We start from the raw sequence: 15,689 nt of genomic DNA on the forward strand, positions 1-15,689 counted from the left end.
GATGGGGCCCGCGGCAACAGACGTTGACCACGCTTTGAGAAAGGCAACACCACGGCATGGCCGAATTCATCTACACGATGCGCAAGGTCCGCAAGGCGCACGGCGACAAGGTCATCCTTGACGACGTCAACCTGAACTTCCTTCCTGGCGCGAAGATCGGCGTCGTCGGTCCGAACGGGGCCGGTAAGTCGAGCGTCTTGCGGATCATGGCCGGCCTCGACACCCCCAACAACGGCGACGCCTACCTCGCGCCCGGTGCCAGCGTCGGCATCCTGCAGCAGGAACCGCATCTCGACGAGACGAAGACGGTCCGCGAGAACGTCGAAGAGGGTGTCCCGATCAAGGGCAAGCTCAACCGGTACAACGAGGTCGCCGAGCTGATGGCCACCGACTACTCCGACGAGCTGATGGAGGAGATGGGCCGGCTGCAGGAAGAGCTCGACGCCGCCGACGCGTGGGACATCGACAGCCAGCTCGAGCAGGCGATGGACGCGCTGCGCTGCCCGCCGCCCGACGAGCCGGTCACCCACCTCTCCGGTGGTGAGCGCCGCCGCGTCGCGCTGTGCAAGCTGCTGCTGAGCAAGCCGGACCTGCTGCTGCTCGACGAGCCGACCAACCACCTCGACGCAGAGAGCGTGCTGTGGCTCGAACAGCACCTCGCCTCCTACAAGGGCGCCATCCTGGCCGTCACCCACGACCGGTACTTCCTCGACAACGTCGCCGAGTGGATCCTGGAACTCGACCGCGGCCGCGCCTACCCGTACGAGGGCAACTACTCCACCTACCTGGAGAAGAAGGCCGAACGCCTCGAAGTGCAGGGCAAGAAGGACCAGAAGCTGCAGAAGCGGCTGAAGGAAGAGCTCGCCTGGGTGCGTTCGGGCGCCAAGGCCCGGCAGGCCAAGAACAAGGCCCGGCTTGGGCGCTACGAGGAGATGGCCGCCGAGGCCGAGAAGTCGCGCAAGCTCGACTTCGAGGAGATCCAGATCCCGACGCCGCCGCGGCTGGGCAACGTCGTGGTGGAGGTCGAACACCTCGACAAGGGTTTCGAAGGGCGCACCCTGATCAAGGACCTGTCCTTCACGCTGCCGCGCAACGGCATCGTCGGGGTGATCGGGCCCAACGGCGTCGGCAAGACCACGCTGTTCAAGACGATCGTCGGCCTCGAACAGCCGGACAGCGGCGTCGTCAGGGTCGGTGACACGGTCAAGCTCAGCTACGTCGACCAGAACCGTGCGGGTATCGACCCCAAGAAGAACGTGTGGGAGGTCGTGTCCGACGGCCTCGACTACATCGAGGTCGGGCAGAACGAGATACCCTCGCGCGCCTACGTTTCGGCGTTCGGGTTCAAGGGGCCCGATCAGCAGAAGCCGGCCGGTGTGCTGTCGGGCGGTGAGCGTAACCGGCTCAACCTCGCGCTGACGCTCAAGGAGGGCGGCAACCTGATCCTGCTCGACGAACCGACCAACGACCTCGACGTGGAGACGCTGAGCTCGCTGGAGCATGCTCTCGAGCAGTTCCCGGGTTGCGCGGTGGTCATCTCCCACGACCGGTGGTTCCTCGACCGCACCTGCACGCACATCCTGGCGTGGGAGGGTGACGACGACAACGAAGCGAAATGGTTCTGGTTCGAAGGCAACTTCGGTGCCTACGAGGAGAACAAAGTGCAACGACTCGGGGCCGAGGCGGCCCGCCCGCACCGGGTGACACACCGCAGGCTGACGCGGGACTGATCCGGCGGGGCAGAGCGGAGCGACCGAGGGATAGTGTCGCTCGTGCACCGTCCAACGGCGGGCGGTGCGCGGGTGTGAGTCAGGAGTGATCCGCATGACGGGAACCGGTGCCGACGCTGCGCGCAACCCTTCGACGGAGACGCTCGACCGGTTGGCGAAGGCCTACGCCGAGACGTACCGCGGACCGCAGCAGGGGGAGTCGGCGGCGGACACTGCGACGTCGGGTGCGGTCGACCCGGCGGACATGCTGGAGTCCTCGGAACTCGTGCGGGCCCATCACCGACTCGCCGAACGCAGGCAGGCCGGGGAGACCCTGGTCGCGGCGTACGGCGTCGACGGCGCCGACGACGCCGAGGGGCTCGGCCCCGCGCTGCAGGTGGTGACCGATCAGGCGCCGACGCTCATCGACTCGGTGACGGTGCTGCTGCACCGGCTCGGCGTGGCCTACCGCGCGATCATGAATCCGGTGCTGCGGGTGCGCCGCGGACCCGCCGGTGAGCTGCTCGAGGCGCGTCCGGCCTCCGAAACGGCCGACGGCGAGGGTGACGACGAGGCCTGGATCCACATCGAGCTCTCCGAATCCGCCGACCGCTCGTCGGTGGCGGCGGCCAGGCGGATGCTCCCGCGCATCCTCGCCGACGCCCGTCAGGTCAGCATCGACGGCAGCGCCATGGTGGCGCGGCTGCAGTCGCTGGCCAACGACATCGAGGCCGACACCCGCGGCCACTTCACCGCACCGGAACGCAAGGACGTCGCCGCGCTGGCGCGGTGGCTGGCCGACGGGCACTTCATCCTCATCGGCTGCCAGCGGTGTCCGGTCACCGCGACCGAATCGTCGGTCGAGGCCGACAGCCGCCTCGGCGTCCTTCGGCTGCGCGAAGACGTGCTGGCGCCGCTGACCCGCGAGGGTGACCTGCTGGCGCTCGCGCAGGCCACGATCCCGAGCTATGTGCGCTACGGCGCCAACCCGTACGTCGTGGTCATCCGTGAAGAGGTCATCCGCGAAGAGGGAGCCGGAGGCGACGGCTACGACGCGGTCGAACACCGTTTCGTCGGCCTGTTCACCGTCGCCGCGATGAACGCCAATGTGCTCGGCATACCGCTGATCTCGCGGCGGGTCAACGAGGCGCTGGCCATCGCCCAGCGCGACCCCAGCCACCCCGCGCAGCTGCTGCTCGACATCATCCAGACCATTCCGCGTCCGGAGTTGTTCGCCCTGCAGGCCGACGAACTGCTCGACATGGCTATGGCGGTCATCGATCTGGGCTCCCGGCGGCGCACCCTGCTATTCCTGCGCGCCGACAGCCTGGCGCACTTCATCGCGGCCCTGGTGTACCTGCCTCGTGACCGCTACACCACCGCCGTCCGCCTCGAGATGCAGGACATCCTGGTCCGCGAACTCGGCGGTGAGAGCATCGACTACTCGGCCCGGGTCAGTGAATCACCCTGGGCAGTCGTACATTTCACCGTCCGGCTGCCGGATGGTTCGCGGCCCGGGGACGTCGACGTGTCCCCGGAGAACGAGGAGCGCATCCAGCGTGAGCTCACCGAGGCGGCCCGCACGTGGGGCGACCGGCTGCTCGGCGCCGCCGCATCCGGCGACCTGAGACAGGACGCGGCGGAGCATTACGCCGGCGCGTTCCCCGAGGACTACAAGCAGGCCGTCACACCGGCCGAGGCGATCAACGACATCGCGATCATCGAGGCGCTGCAGGACAATTCGGTCAAACTCGTGTTCGCCGAGGGCGGTAAGGACCGCGTCGGCAAGCTCACCTGGTACCTCGGCGGCCGATCGGCGTCACTGAGCCAGCTGCTGCCCATGCTGCAGTCCATGGGCGTCGTGGTCCTCGAGGAACGACCGTTCACGGTGACCCGGGCCGACGGTTTGGCCGTCTGGATCTACCAGTTCAAGATCCGGCCGCACCACACCATGCCGGAGTCGGTGGGCGACGGGTCCGACCGGGACGCGACCGCCGCCAGGTTCGCCGACGCGGTGACCGCGATCTGGAACGGCCGCACGGAGATCGACCGGTTCAACGAACTGGTGCTGCGGGCCGGGCTGAGCTGGCAGCAGGTCATGGTGCTGCGGGCGTACGCGAAGTATCTGCGGCAGGCCGGTTTTCCGTACAGCCAGTCGTTCATCGAATCCGTGGTCAACGACAACCCGCACACCGCCCGGTCGCTGGTGGAGCTGTTCGAGGCGCTGTTCGATCCGACCGAGAGCGCAAAGGAACGCGACGCCCAGAGTGCGGCCGCGGCCGTCGCCGCCGACATCGACGCCCTCACGGGTTTGGACACCGACCGGGTGCTGCGCGCGTTCGCCTCGATGGTCCAGGCCACGCTGCGCACCAACCACTTCGTCGCGCGGGCGGAGTCGGCCCGGGCCCGCGACGTGTTCGCGATCAAACTCGATCCCGGGCTGATCGACGAACTGCCCTTGCCCAGGCCCAAATTCGAGATCTTCGTGTACTCCCCTCGGGTCGAGGGCGTCCACCTGCGGTTCGGCTACGTGGCCCGCGGCGGTCTGCGGTGGTCGGATCGGCGGGAGGACTTCCGCACCGAGGTCCTCGGTCTGGTCAAGGCGCAGGCGGTGAAGAACGCCGTCATCGTGCCCGTGGGCGCCAAGGGCGGGTTCGTCGTCAAACAGCCCCCGGTGCCGACCGGTGACGCCGCAGCCGATCGCGACGCCCAGCGCGCCGAGGGGGTGGCCTGCTACAAGCTGTTCATCAGCGGCCTGCTGGACATCACCGACAACGTCGACAAGATCAGCGGCGAGGTGGTCGCACCGCCCGACGTGGTCCGCCGCGACGGCGACGACGCCTACCTGGTGGTGGCCGCCGACAAGGGCACCGCGACGTTCTCCGACATCGCCAACGAGGTCGCCAAGTCCTACGGCTTCTGGATGGGAGACGCGTTCGCCTCCGGCGGGTCGGTCGGTTACGACCACAAGGCGATGGGCATCACCGCCAAGGGCGCCTGGGAGTCGGTCAAACGCCACTTCCGCGAGATGGGCGTCGACACCCAGTCGGAGGACTTCACGGTCGTCGGCATCGGCGATATGAGCGGCGACGTGTTCGGCAACGGAATGCTGCTGTCCGAACACATCCGGCTCGTCGCCGCGTTCGACCACCGGCACGTGTTCCTCGACCCCGCCCCGGACGCCGCGACGTCATTCGAGGAACGGAGGCGGCTGTTCGACCTGCCCCGCTCGTCGTGGGAGGACTACGACCGGTCCCTGATCAGCGAGGGCGGCGGTGTGTACAGCCGTGAGCACAAGTCGATCCCGGTGAGCCCACAGGTCCGCGAGGTGCTCGGCCTCGACGACGGCGTCGAGGAGATGACACCGCCCGCGCTGATCAAGGCGATCCTCAAGGCGCCGGTCGACCTGCTGTGGAACGGCGGTATCGGCACCTACGTCAAGGCCGAGGCCGAATCCGAAGGCGACGTCGGCGACCGCGCCAACGATCCGGTGCGGGTGAACGCGAATCAGGTGCGCGCCAAGGTGATCGGCGAAGGTGGCAACCTCGGCGTCACGTCCCGCGGGCGCATCGAGTTCGACCTCGCGGGGGGCCGGATCAACACCGACGCCCTGGACAACTCCGCGGGTGTGGACTGCTCCGACCACGAGGTCAACATCAAGATCCTCATCGACTCACTGGTCACGGCCGGAAAGGTGAGTGCCGACGAACGCACCGACCTGCTCCTGTCGATGACCGACGAGGTCGGTGAGCTGGTGCTGTCGGACAACCGGGACCAGAACGACCTGATGGGCACCAGCCGCGCCAACGCGGCGGGCCTGCTGCCGGTGCACTCGCGGATGATCACCCACCTCGTCCAGCAGCACGGTATGAACCGTGAGCTCGAGGCGCTGCCCTCGGACAAGGAGATCCGCCGCCGGCTCGACGCCGGGATGGGCCTGACCTCACCGGAACTGGCGACGTTGATGGCACACGTCAAGCTGGCGCTCAAGGCCGACCTGCTCGACAGCGAACTCCCCGACCAGGAGGCGTTCGCCGCCCGGCTGCCGCGCTACTTCCCGTCCACCCTGCGGGATCAGTTCGCCGCCGACACCCGTTCACATCAGCTGCGCCGCGAGATCGTCACCACGATGCTGGTCAACGACGTCGTCGACACCAGCGGCATCACCTACGCGTACCGGATCAGCGAGGACGCCGGCGTCGGGCCGATCGACGCGGTGCGCAGCTTCGTCGCGGTCAGCGCCATCTTCCGGGTGGGTGACGTGTGGCGGCAGATCCGCGCCGCGAACCTGCCGGTCGCGGTCAGTGACCGGATGACCCTCGACCTGCGCCGGCTCATCGACCGGGCGGCGCGCTGGCTGCTGAACTACCGGCCGCAACCACTGGCCGTCGGCGCGGAGATCAACCGGTTCGCCGACAAGGTGGCGGCGCTGACCCCGCGGATGGAGGAGTGGCTGCGCGGTGACGACGCGGCCATCGTCGACAAGGAGGCAGGCGAGTTCTGCTCCCACGGGGCGTCGAAGGAGCTGGCCTATTCGGTGGCGACCGGGCTCTACCAGTTCAGCCTGCTCGACGTCATCGACATCGCCGACATCGACGACCGGGACCCCGCGGAGGTCGCCGACACGTACTTCGCGCTGATGGACCACCTCAACACCGACAGCCTGCTGACCGCGGTGTCCCAGCTGCCCCGCGGCGACCGCTGGCATTCTCTGGCGCGGTTGGCGATTCGCGACGACATCTACGGTTCGATACGGTCGTTGTGCTTCGACGTGCTGGCGGTCGGCGAACCCGACGAGAACGGCGAGGAGAAGATCGCCGAGTGGGAGATGACCAACGGGTCGCGGGTGGCGCGGGCGCGGCGCACGCTCGCCGAGATCTACGAGGACGGTGAACGGGACCTGGCGACCTTGTCGGTGGCGGCCCGTCAGATTCGCAGCATGACACGATCGAGTGGAACGGGGTCTTCCGGGTGACAGCAGGTTTCGTGGCGCCGGTGCACGTGCGGTGGTCCGACATCGACATGTACCAGCACATCAACCATGCCACGATGGTCACCATCCTCGAAGAGGCGCGCATCCCGTTTCTGCGTGAGCCGTTCGAGGCGCGGATCACCGACATCGGTCTGTTGATCGCCGACGTGCACATCACCTACAAGGGGCAGCTGCGCCTGATCGACTCGCCGTTGCAGGTGACGATGTGGTCCAAACGCGTTCGCGCGGTGGACTTCACGATCGGGTACGAGGTCCGCTCCATGGGCGCGCCTGCGGACTCCAAACCGTCGGTCATCGCCGAGACCCAGTTGGCCGCGGTGCACATCGAGGAGCAGCGGCTCGAACGGCTGACGCCCGAGCAGCGCACCTATCTGCAACGTTATCTGCGATGACCGGCCATGAGCGTGGGCTCTGGCTGACCGATCCCGGTCACCGCGACGATCTGGCCACCTTCGCCGAACGGGCGGTGCGGCTCGACGGCGCCGCTGTGGTGCGGTTGCGCGAACGGGCCGGCGGCGGCGTGGTCGCCTTCGTGGCAACGGGTTTCGACGTACTGGCCAGCCGGGTGGTCAGCGGACGGCTGCGCCCGAAGGACCTGTGCGCCGGCGCCGACGCCCTCGTGGCGGGGCTGGCGGGTATCGACGCGTCGGGGTTCGTCGACACCGGCTTCCCGATGGACTCGGCGTGGCGTGGTGCGGTGCCTTCCGAGACGGGCTTCACCCATCTCGACGACGTGCCGGCCCGGGTGATGCTCGATTTGGTGACGCAGGGTGGCGCGCTGGCGCGCCAGCACAGCGGCGCCCACGGTCCGCCGTCGTCGCTGCTCGATCAGGAGGTTATCGCGGTCAGCGGGGACGGTGAGAGCGTCGGTGTCCCGATGCGGTGCGTATTCGCGCTCACCGCAATGGGTTTCCTACCGCAGAGCAGCGCCGCGCTCGATGCCGGCGACATCGTGCGGATCCGCGTCTCGCCCACCTGGCTGCGGATCGACGCGCCGTTCGGTTCGGTGCTGCGACGGCGCGGCGACCCGGCGGTCGTGTTGCGTTAGACCACCCAGGCGGCCGTGTCGGGGGGTAGCCGCCGATCCTGGGTCGAGCGAAGCGACGGGGAAGGTGCCTGCAGGGGCGCGCTGGCGAGCAGCACCTCACCGGGGGGCAGGTCGACCGGGCGCTCACCGGCGTTGAGCACACAGGTGAGTCCGCCGTCGGTGCGGAACGTCACCACCCCGTCCTCGGCGGACAGCTGCGTCAGCGTGGCCCCGTCGACGCCACAGCGGTCCCGGCGCAGGCGCAGCGCCCGGCGGAAGAAGTGCAGCACGGAGTCCGGCTCGGCCAGCTGGCGTTCGACGGTCAGCGACGACCATTCCGCCGGCATCGGCAGCCAGGTGTCGGCCGTCGTCGAGAACCCGAACGGGGGAGCGTCACCGCTCCACGGCATCGGCACGCGGCATCCGTCGCGCCCGCGTTCGGTGCGGTCGGAGCGTTCCCACACCGGGTCCTGAAGCACTTCGTCGGGCAGGTCGACGTTGGGCAGGCCGAGTTCTTCGCCGTTGTAGACGAACACCACGCCGGGCAGCGCCAGCATCACCAGGGCCATCGCCCGGGCCCGCGCCAGCCCGAGCGCCCCGCCGCCGTACCGGGTGACCTCCCGCTCGACGTCGTGGTTGGACAGCGTCCACGTCGGCGTCGCGTTCTCCAGGGCGACGGCGGCCAGCGAGTTCTCGATCGCGTCGTGGATCTCGTCGGCGTCGAAGTCGGCGCGCACCAGCCGGAAGTTGAAGCCCAGATGCAGTTCGTCGGCCCGCAGGTAGGCGGCGAACGCGGCGTTGTCGTAGACCCACACCTCGCCGACGGCGACCGCGCCGGGATAGTCGTCGAGCACGGAGCGGATGTTGCGGTGGATGTCGTGGACGCCCTGGTGGTCGAACCGCGGATCGCTGGCCGTCTCGGCGAGCATCCTGTTCTCGGCGATCTCCATGTCGGGCAGGTCCGGCGGTTTGGCCATCCCGTGCGCCACGTCGATCCGGAAACCGTCGACGCCGCGGTCGAGCCAGAAGCGCAGCGTCTTCTCGAGATCCTCGAAGACCTCGGGGTTGTCCCAGTTGAGGTCGGGCTGCTCCGGGTCGAACAGGTGCAGGTACCACTGGCCGGGCTGCCCGTCGGGTTCGACGATCCGCGTCCACGCGGGCCCGCCGAAGACGGAGATCCAGTTGTTGGGCGGGAGCAGCCCGTCGGGACCGGTGCCCTCCCGGAAGATGTAGCGCTCCCGCTGGGCGCTGCCCGGACCCGCCGCCAGCGCCGCCTGGAACCACGGGTGCGCCGAGCTGGTGTGGTTGGGCACCAGATCCATGGTGATGCGGATACCGCGGTCGTGCGCGGCGGCGATGAGCCGATCCAGGGCGTCGATGCCGCCGAACAGCGGGTCGATGTCGCGGGGGTCGGCGACGTCGTAGCCGTGGTCGGCCATGGGGGAGACGGTGACCGGGTTGAGCCACAGTGCGTCGACGCCGAGTTCACTCAGATAGTCGAGTTTGGCGGTCACGCCGTCGAGGTCGCCGACACCGTCGCCGTCGCTGTCGTGGAAGGACCGGGGATAGACCTGGTAGAACACCGCGCGCGACCACCAGGGCTGGTCAGCTGTCGGGGGGTGAGCCATTGCGCCCATTGTGGCCGCCTGCGCTCAGAACGGCGAATTGACCATCGACTGCGCGGCCATCTCGAGGTAGGCCAGCAGCTCCCTGCGGTGCTCGTCGTCCAGCGTCACCGCGTCGATCTCCGCGACGGCGGTGTGCATACAGCGCAGCCAGGCGTCGCGTTCGATGTAGCCGATCCGGAACGGAGCGTGGCGCATCCGCAGCCGGGGGTGTCCGCGCTGGTCCGAGTAGGTTCGAGGACCGCCCCAGTACTGCTCGAGGAACATCCGCAACCGGACCTCGGCCGCCTCGAGTTCGTCATCGGGGTACAGCGGGCGCAGGATCTCGTCCTCGCGCACCAGTTCGTAGAACCGCGCCACGATCGCGCGGAACGTCTCGTGGCCACCGACTTCGTCGTAGAACGACCGTGTTGGTTGCGTCACGACTCCATTGTGGCCTGTCGGCGGCCCGGCCCCGGCATCCCGGTGACGTCATCGGATGTTCACCGGACTGACCTGCGAACACGTGCGGAATTGCCGTGCGGTGGCCGCCGATCCATGGTGGACTGTCTCCTCGGAGGACGTATGGCGCATCGCAAGAAAAGCCCGTCGAGACCGACCGGCCACAAGCGTGCGGCCGCGGTCGGCCCCTCGGGTCCCGCGGCGAGCGCCCGTGTGCTGCACAGTGTCGAAATCCACGGCGGAGAGACCGCGGCCTCCATCCACGACGGTTCGCTGTGGGGACGCCGTCGTGTCCTGCTGCTCAACTCCACCTACGAACCGCTGACCGCGCTGCCGCTGCGTCGCGCGGTGGTGATGCTGATCTGCGGTAAGGCCGACGTCGTCCACGAGGATCCCTCAGGACCGGTGATCCACTCGGCGACCCGCAGCATCTCGGTGCCGACGGTCATCCGGCTGCGCAGTTTCGTGCGCGTGCCCTACCGGGCCCGCGTCCCGATGACCCGGGCGGCGTTGATGCACCGCGACCGGTTCCGCTGCGCGTATTGCGGCGCGAAGGCCGACACCGTCGACCACGTGGTGCCCCGCAGTCGCGGCGGCGACCATTCGTGGGAGAACTGTGTCGCCGCGTGCGCACCGTGCAACCACCGCAAGGCCGATCACCTGCTGGCCGAACTGGGCTGGACGCTGCGCCACGTGCCGCTGCCGCCCAAGGGGCAGCACTGGCGGCTGCTGTCGACGGTCAAGGAACTCGACCCGGCGTGGATGCGATACCTGGGTGAGGGCGCGGCCTGATACCGCGGTGGGATACCGTTTCACACCGTGACCACCTCCGTGATCCTCGTCCTCGTCCTCGTGCCGTTGGGACTGACCGCGGTCCTGGCCTTGCTGATCTTCCGTGGCAAGGGTCCGCACCCAGCGAGCTACAAACTGTCCGAACCGTGGCGGCACTCGCCGATCCTGTGGGCGGCCGACGAGCCGGCGCACCAGGAGCATGCGACCGGACACAGCATTCAGGCCGACTCCGCCGCGCATGGCGGCAATGTCGGCGAGCATCACTCACATCCCGTGACGATTGGAGGCGGCGCAAGTGGCAAGTGGTGAAGTTCAGGTCACCGGTCACCGCGCGGCGGTCGAACGCCAGGGTCTGCCCTACGGTTGGGCGCTGACCTCGAGCGGACGCCTGTCCGGCGTGACGGAGCCCGGCACCATGTCGGTGGACTATCCGTTCGCCACCAAGGACCTGGTCGTGCTCGACGACGCGCTGAAGTACGGGTCGCGGGCGGCGAAGGCCCGCTTCGCGGTGTACATCGGCGACCTCGGCGCGGACACCGCTGCCACGGCCCGCGAGATCCTGTCGCAGGTGCCGACACCGAACAACGCCGTGCTGCTGGCGGTGTCGCCGGACCAGCGCGCGATCGAGGTGGTCTACGGCGTCGACGTCAAGGGCCGCGGTATCGAGACCGCCGCACCGCTGGGCGTCTCGGCGGCGGCCGCGTCGTTCAAGGAGGGCAACCTCATCGACGGGCTGATCAGCGGGATCCGGGTGCTGTCCGCGGGCGTCTCACCCCGCTGAATCCGCCCGCGTGAGCGCCGACCGGATCTCGATGTAGCGGGTCAGGAACCGGCGCTCGTCGAGGCGTTTGCGGCGCATCCAGCCGGTGACCTCGTCATTGCACTTGCTGGTGTTGCAGGACGCGCAGGCCGGCACGACGTTGTCCAGGGTGTACCGCCCACCCCGCGAGATCGCCATGACGCAGTCGCGCTGCATGACGCCCTCGGTGGCGCCGCAGTAGGCGCAGCCGTCCCACGCCGCCTTGAGCGCCGACCATTGCGCGGCGGTGAGATCGTTACCGGCGCGCGCGACGCGTAGCTTGCGTCGGCGCGCGGCGCGTGCCCTGCGAGTGCGATTGACCGCCACCGCCCGAGGATGCCGCGCGAGCGTGCGCAACCGCGGAAACCACCGCGGCGTGTCGTGTGCCGACCCGCACGCTCGCGCGAGGAGAGGTGGGGTCAGCTCACGTCGTGCTTGCGCGCCCGCAGTGCGCGTTCCACCCCCGCGCGGCCTTCGAGCACCAGTCGGCGCAGCGCCGGCGGCACGTCACCGGAGAGGAAGCGGTCCGCGGCCGCCAGACCCTCGTCGCTGATGTCCCACGACGGGTACAGGCCGATCACCACCGTCTGGGCGACCTCACTGGACCGGCGCTCCCACACCCCCGCAATGGCGGCGAAGTACTTCTCCGTGTACGGCGCCAGCAGCGCCTGCTGACCCGGCTGCACGATGCCGCCGACGATCGAGCGCGTGGTGATGTTGGCCAGCGTGTCGTCCTCGATGACCTGTTGCCACGCAGCCTCTTTCACAGCGGGCTGCGGTCGCGCCGCGGACGCCGCCGCGGCGTGGCGCCGGCCTGCCGCGGTCGGATCGCGCTCCGCCTCGGCGTCGATGAACGGCGTCTCGGGTCCGTCGGCGTCGATGTCGCCGCTGGCGGCCAGCGCCGTGACGATGCGCCACCGCAGGTCGGTGTCGAGCACCAGCCCCGTCAGGTTCACCGCGGCGGGTTCGTTGTCGAGCAGGGTCGCCAACACGGCGACGTGGTTACGCGACAACACCGACGCGCACAGCGCGTTGACGAACGCCAACTGGTGGTCCGAACCCGGGGCCGATTCGTGCGCCAGATCGAGCAGCCGGTCGGCGAACGCCGGCCAGCCGGTCTCACGCGCCCACTGCGGATCGGCGTAGGAGTTCAGCGCGGTCTGCGCCTGCAGCAGCAGCCGCTGCGCCACGCCGACCTCGGTCTCGGCGTGCACACCGCTCATCACCAGCGCGACGAAGTCGCGGGCCCGCAGTTCGGCCTCGCGGGTCATCTCCCAGGCCGCCGACCAGGCCAGCGTGCGCGGCAACGGTTCGGCGATGTCGGCGATGCGGGTGAGCACCGTCTGCAGCGAATCCGGATCCAGCCGCGACGCGCAGTACGTCAGGTCGTCGTCGTTGACCAGCACCAGTTTTCCGCGCGGAACTCCTTGCAGTGCGGGGACTTCGGTGCTCTCGCCTTCCACGTCGAGCTCCTCGCGGTGCACCCGCACGAGCTTTCCGGTGGTCGGATCGTCGTCGTACACGCCGATGGCCAGCCGGTGTACGCGTGTCTCACCGGCACCCGGTGCGGCACCGCTCTGGGTGACGGCGAAGCGGGTGAACCGGCCGTCGGCGTCGACGTCGAAGTCGGCGCGCAGCGTGTTGAGCCCGGTGGTCTTGAGCCACTGCCTGCCCCACCCGGAAAGGTCACGGCCCGAAGCCTTCTCGAGCGCACCGAGCAGATCGCCGAACGTCGCGTTGCCGAAGGCGTGGTCACGGAAGTAGTCCCGCAGCCCGGCGAGGAACGATTCCAGGCCGACGTAGGCGACGAGTTGTTTGAGGACGCTGGCGCCCTTGGCGTAGGTGATCCCGTCGAAGTTCACCTCGACGGCGTGCAGATCGGGGATGTCGGCGGCAACCGGATGCGTCGACGGCAACTGGTCCTGACGGTATGCCCACGACTTCTCCACGTTGGCGAACGTCGTCCACGCCTCGGTGTACTCCGTCGACTCGGCCTGGCACAGCACCGAGGCGAACGTCGCGAACGATTCGTTGAGCCACAGGTCGTCCCACCAGGTCATGGTGACCAGATCGCCGAACCACATGTGCGCCATCTCGTGGAGCACGGTCTCGGCGCGACGCTCGTACGAGGCGCGGGTGACCTTGCTGCGGAAGACGTAGTCCTCCAGGAACGTCACCGCTCCGGCGTTCTCCATCGCGCCCGCGTTGAACTCCGGGACGAACAGCTGGTCGTACTTGCCGAACGCGTAGGGCACCCCGAAGTTGTTGTGGTAGAAGCCGAATCCCTGCTTGGTCTCGCTGAACAGCCGCTCGGCGTCCATGAACTCGGCCAGCGACTTGCGGCAGAACAGCCCGAGCGGGATCTCACCGTGCTCGTCGCGGTACAGATCGTCCCAGCGGGCGTACGGTCCGGCGATCAGGGCGACGAGGTAGGTGCTCATCCGCGGCGTCTGCACGAACACGTGGGTCTTGGAGGCGCCGTTCGCTTGAGCGGCGCGGTCGTCACGGCTGCCCTCCAGCGCGCCGTTGGACACCACCTCCCAGTGCGCGGGCGCGGTGACCGTGACGTCGAACGTCGCCTTGAGGTCGGGCTGGTCGAAGCAGGCGAACATGCGCTTGGCGTCGGCGGTCTCGAACTGTGAGTACAGGTACACCTCGTCGTCGACCGGGTCGACGAAGCGGTGCAGTCCCTCGCCGGTGTTCGAGTAGCGGCAGTCGGCGTCGACGACGAGCACGTTGTGCTCGGCCAACCCCGCGAGCGGGATGCCGGTCGACTCGTCGTAACCCGACACGTCGACGTCGTGGCCGTTGAGGGTGGCCGCGCGGATGGTGTCCGCGGCGATGTCGATGTAGGTGTCGGCGCCCGGCGTCGCGTCGAACGTGACGGTGGTGACCGAGTGGAAGGTCTTCTCACCGGGGGCACCGGCACCGTCGGTGAGATCCAGTTCGATGCGGTAGTTGTCGACGGTGATCAGGGCCGCGCGTTCGACGGCCGCCTCGCGGGTCAGGTTGGGAAGTGCCACGCCCCCCAACCTATCGGGCGCGAGGGAACCTCGTCGTCTGCAGCCAGTTCAGGAACGTGCCGTTGCCCACCGAGGACACCATCTGCGGGCAGTACATCTGGATGGCGATGCCGGCGAAGAACGCCGCCAGGTCGGGCGGGACGCCGTCGTTGCGCACGGTCGCGACGACCTTCGCGAAATCCTTACCCGGTTCGACGAGCATCGGGCACACCCGCTTACCGAGTGCGACGGTGTCCACCGGGTTGTCGTAGCGCACCCCCGCCCTGTTGAGCGCCGAGAGGAACGCATCATCGAGCGGATCGGCGGCCGCGGCCGGCGCGGTCATCAGGGCGCCGGCGAGCGCGGCGGCACATGCCGCCACCGCCATCCGGGTTCGAACTGTTGCGGACATGGTGCTCCTCGTCTGTCCTCTGCCACACTGGTTTACTTTGGTCACAGGAACAACACGGTTGGGTCAAGGTTGACCCACCACTGCGTGTCCCGCGGGTCGGTGGGTGCGAATCACCTTTTCCGGGAACATCGGGTGCGCAGGCGAAGTTGTGCTGCACGGAACGCTGTCCTCGCCGTTCTTGAGAGTCACTGAGTCGCCGAGAGTCACCGAAAGGACCTACCTGATGCCCGAGAAGTCGAGAGCTGATTTCTGGTTCGACCCGTTGTGCCCGTGGTGCTGGATCACCTCCCGCTGGATCCTCGAAGTGGAGAAGGTGCGCGACATCGACGTGAACTTCCACGTCATGAGCCTCGCGGTGCTCAACGAAGGGCGCGATCTGCCCGAGGAGTACCAGGAGGCGATGAAGCGGGCGTGGGGTCCGGTGCGGGTCGCGATCGCCGCCGAGCAGGCCAAGGGGGCCGACGTCCTCGGCCCGCTGTACACCGCGATGGGCACCCGGATCCACAACCGGGGCTACGGCGAATCCGACCCGGATTTCTCCGCCGTCATCTCCGAATCGCTGGCCGAGGTCGGCCTGCCCGCGGAACTGGCGGAGGCCGCGACGTCCGGTGAGTACGACGAGGCGCTGCGCAAGAGCCACCACGAGGGCATGGACCCGGTCGGCGACGACGTCGGAACCCCGACCATCCACGTCAACGGTGTGGCGTTCTTCGGTCCCGTGTTGTCGAAGATTCCGCGCGGCGAAGAGGCCGGGAAGCTGTGGGACGCATCGGTCACCTTCGCGTCATATCCGCACTTCTGGGAGCTCAAGCGCACCCGCACGGAGAAGCCGTCGTTCGACTGACGCCGGCGTCGCGGTGGGCTGCGTCGAAACGGCGTGGACCGGGTA

General features: G+C 68.5%; 13 protein-coding genes. 8 read left to right on the forward strand and 5 right to left on the reverse strand.

The window, feature by feature from the left end; all coding sequences use genetic code 11:
* The first annotated feature begins 56 nt into the window (after positions 1–56).
* The 4 genes from ettA to G6N49_RS04880 all read left to right on the forward strand — a co-directional run bounded on the left by ettA (position 57) and on the right by G6N49_RS04880 (position 7,750).
* Entirely contained in the window at positions 57–1,730 is a 1,674-nt protein-coding gene (ettA, locus tag G6N49_RS04865; protein ID WP_011560997.1) for an energy-dependent translational throttle protein EttA, read from the forward strand.
* 94 nt (positions 1,731–1,824) lie between these two features.
* Entirely contained in the window at positions 1,825–6,684 is a 4,860-nt protein-coding gene (locus G6N49_RS04870) for an NAD-glutamate dehydrogenase (RefSeq protein WP_011856185.1), read from the forward strand.
* On the forward strand, positions 6,681–7,094 hold the full coding sequence (locus G6N49_RS04875; RefSeq protein ID WP_083045432.1) for an acyl-CoA thioesterase: 414 nt from the start codon (positions 6,681–6,683) through the stop codon (positions 7,092–7,094). The genes G6N49_RS04870 and G6N49_RS04875 overlap by 4 nt, the downstream gene beginning before the upstream one ends.
* Complete coding sequence (locus tag G6N49_RS04880; RefSeq protein ID WP_011560994.1) at positions 7,091–7,750, forward strand: DUF8010 domain-containing protein; 660 nt, start codon at positions 7,091–7,093, stop codon at positions 7,748–7,750. Before G6N49_RS04875 ends, G6N49_RS04880 begins: the two co-directional genes overlap by 4 nt.
* Here the strand turns inward: G6N49_RS04880 and G6N49_RS04885 are convergent.
* Together G6N49_RS04885 and G6N49_RS04890 are read right to left on the reverse strand one after the other, a co-directional pair.
* A complete protein-coding gene (locus G6N49_RS04885) occupies positions 7,747–9,366 on the reverse strand; it encodes a glycoside hydrolase family 13 protein (RefSeq protein WP_064876153.1) in 1,620 nt (539 codons plus the stop codon). The genes G6N49_RS04880 and G6N49_RS04885 overlap by 4 nt on opposite strands.
* A gap of 15 nt (positions 9,367–9,381) precedes the next feature.
* A complete protein-coding gene (locus tag G6N49_RS04890) occupies positions 9,382–9,777 on the reverse strand; it encodes a globin (protein ID WP_011560992.1) in 396 nt (131 codons plus the stop codon).
* Between the two features lie 141 nt (positions 9,778–9,918).
* Here G6N49_RS04890 and G6N49_RS04895 point away from each other — a divergent pair, with 141 nt between their 5' ends.
* Genes G6N49_RS04895 through G6N49_RS04905 form a run of 3 tightly spaced genes read left to right on the forward strand, consistent with a single transcriptional unit; the run spans position 9,919 to position 11,368 of the window.
* Positions 9,919–10,587 carry an HNH endonuclease gene (locus tag G6N49_RS04895; RefSeq protein WP_011560991.1) on the forward strand — a complete coding sequence of 223 codons (669 nt, stop codon included), beginning with the start codon at positions 9,919–9,921 and terminating at the stop codon, positions 10,585–10,587.
* Between the two features lie 27 nt (positions 10,588–10,614).
* Positions 10,615–10,896 (forward strand): aa3-type cytochrome oxidase subunit CtaJ, encoded by a 282-nt coding sequence (ctaJ, locus tag G6N49_RS04900; protein WP_456320104.1) that lies wholly within the window; start codon positions 10,615–10,617, stop codon positions 10,894–10,896.
* Positions 10,883–11,368 (forward strand): DUF5130 domain-containing protein, encoded by a 486-nt coding sequence (locus tag G6N49_RS04905; protein WP_011560989.1) that lies wholly within the window; start codon positions 10,883–10,885, stop codon positions 11,366–11,368. Before ctaJ ends, G6N49_RS04905 begins: the two co-directional genes overlap by 14 nt.
* Here the strand turns inward: G6N49_RS04905 and G6N49_RS04910 are convergent.
* From G6N49_RS04910 to G6N49_RS04920, 3 genes are all read right to left on the reverse strand, one after another.
* Positions 11,357–11,743: an HNH endonuclease gene (locus G6N49_RS04910; protein WP_011856182.1), complete on the reverse strand. Its 387-nt coding sequence runs from the start codon at positions 11,741–11,743 to the stop codon at positions 11,357–11,359. The two genes, G6N49_RS04905 and G6N49_RS04910, sit on opposite strands and share 12 nt — an antisense overlap.
* A 62-nt stretch (positions 11,744–11,805) precedes the next feature.
* Positions 11,806–14,409, reverse strand: coding sequence for an aminopeptidase N (gene pepN / locus G6N49_RS04915; protein WP_011856181.1), 2,604 nt, complete (start codon positions 14,407–14,409; stop codon positions 11,806–11,808).
* A gap of 10 nt (positions 14,410–14,419) precedes the next feature.
* Positions 14,420–14,800, reverse strand: a complete 381-nt coding sequence (locus tag G6N49_RS04920; RefSeq protein WP_011560986.1) for a DUF732 domain-containing protein — start codon at positions 14,798–14,800, stop codon at positions 14,420–14,422.
* A gap of 223 nt (positions 14,801–15,023) precedes the next feature.
* Between G6N49_RS04920 and G6N49_RS04925 the strand changes: the two genes are divergently transcribed.
* On the forward strand, positions 15,024–15,644 hold the full coding sequence (locus G6N49_RS04925) for a mycothiol-dependent nitroreductase Rv2466c family protein (RefSeq protein WP_011856180.1): 621 nt from the start codon (positions 15,024–15,026) through the stop codon (positions 15,642–15,644).
* Positions 15,645–15,689: the final 45 nt, after the last annotated feature.

Origin of the sequence: Mycolicibacterium monacense (genome assembly GCF_010731575.1) — a bacterium.
Taxonomy (GTDB): Bacteria; Actinomycetota; Actinomycetes; order Mycobacteriales; family Mycobacteriaceae; genus Mycobacterium; species Mycobacterium monacense.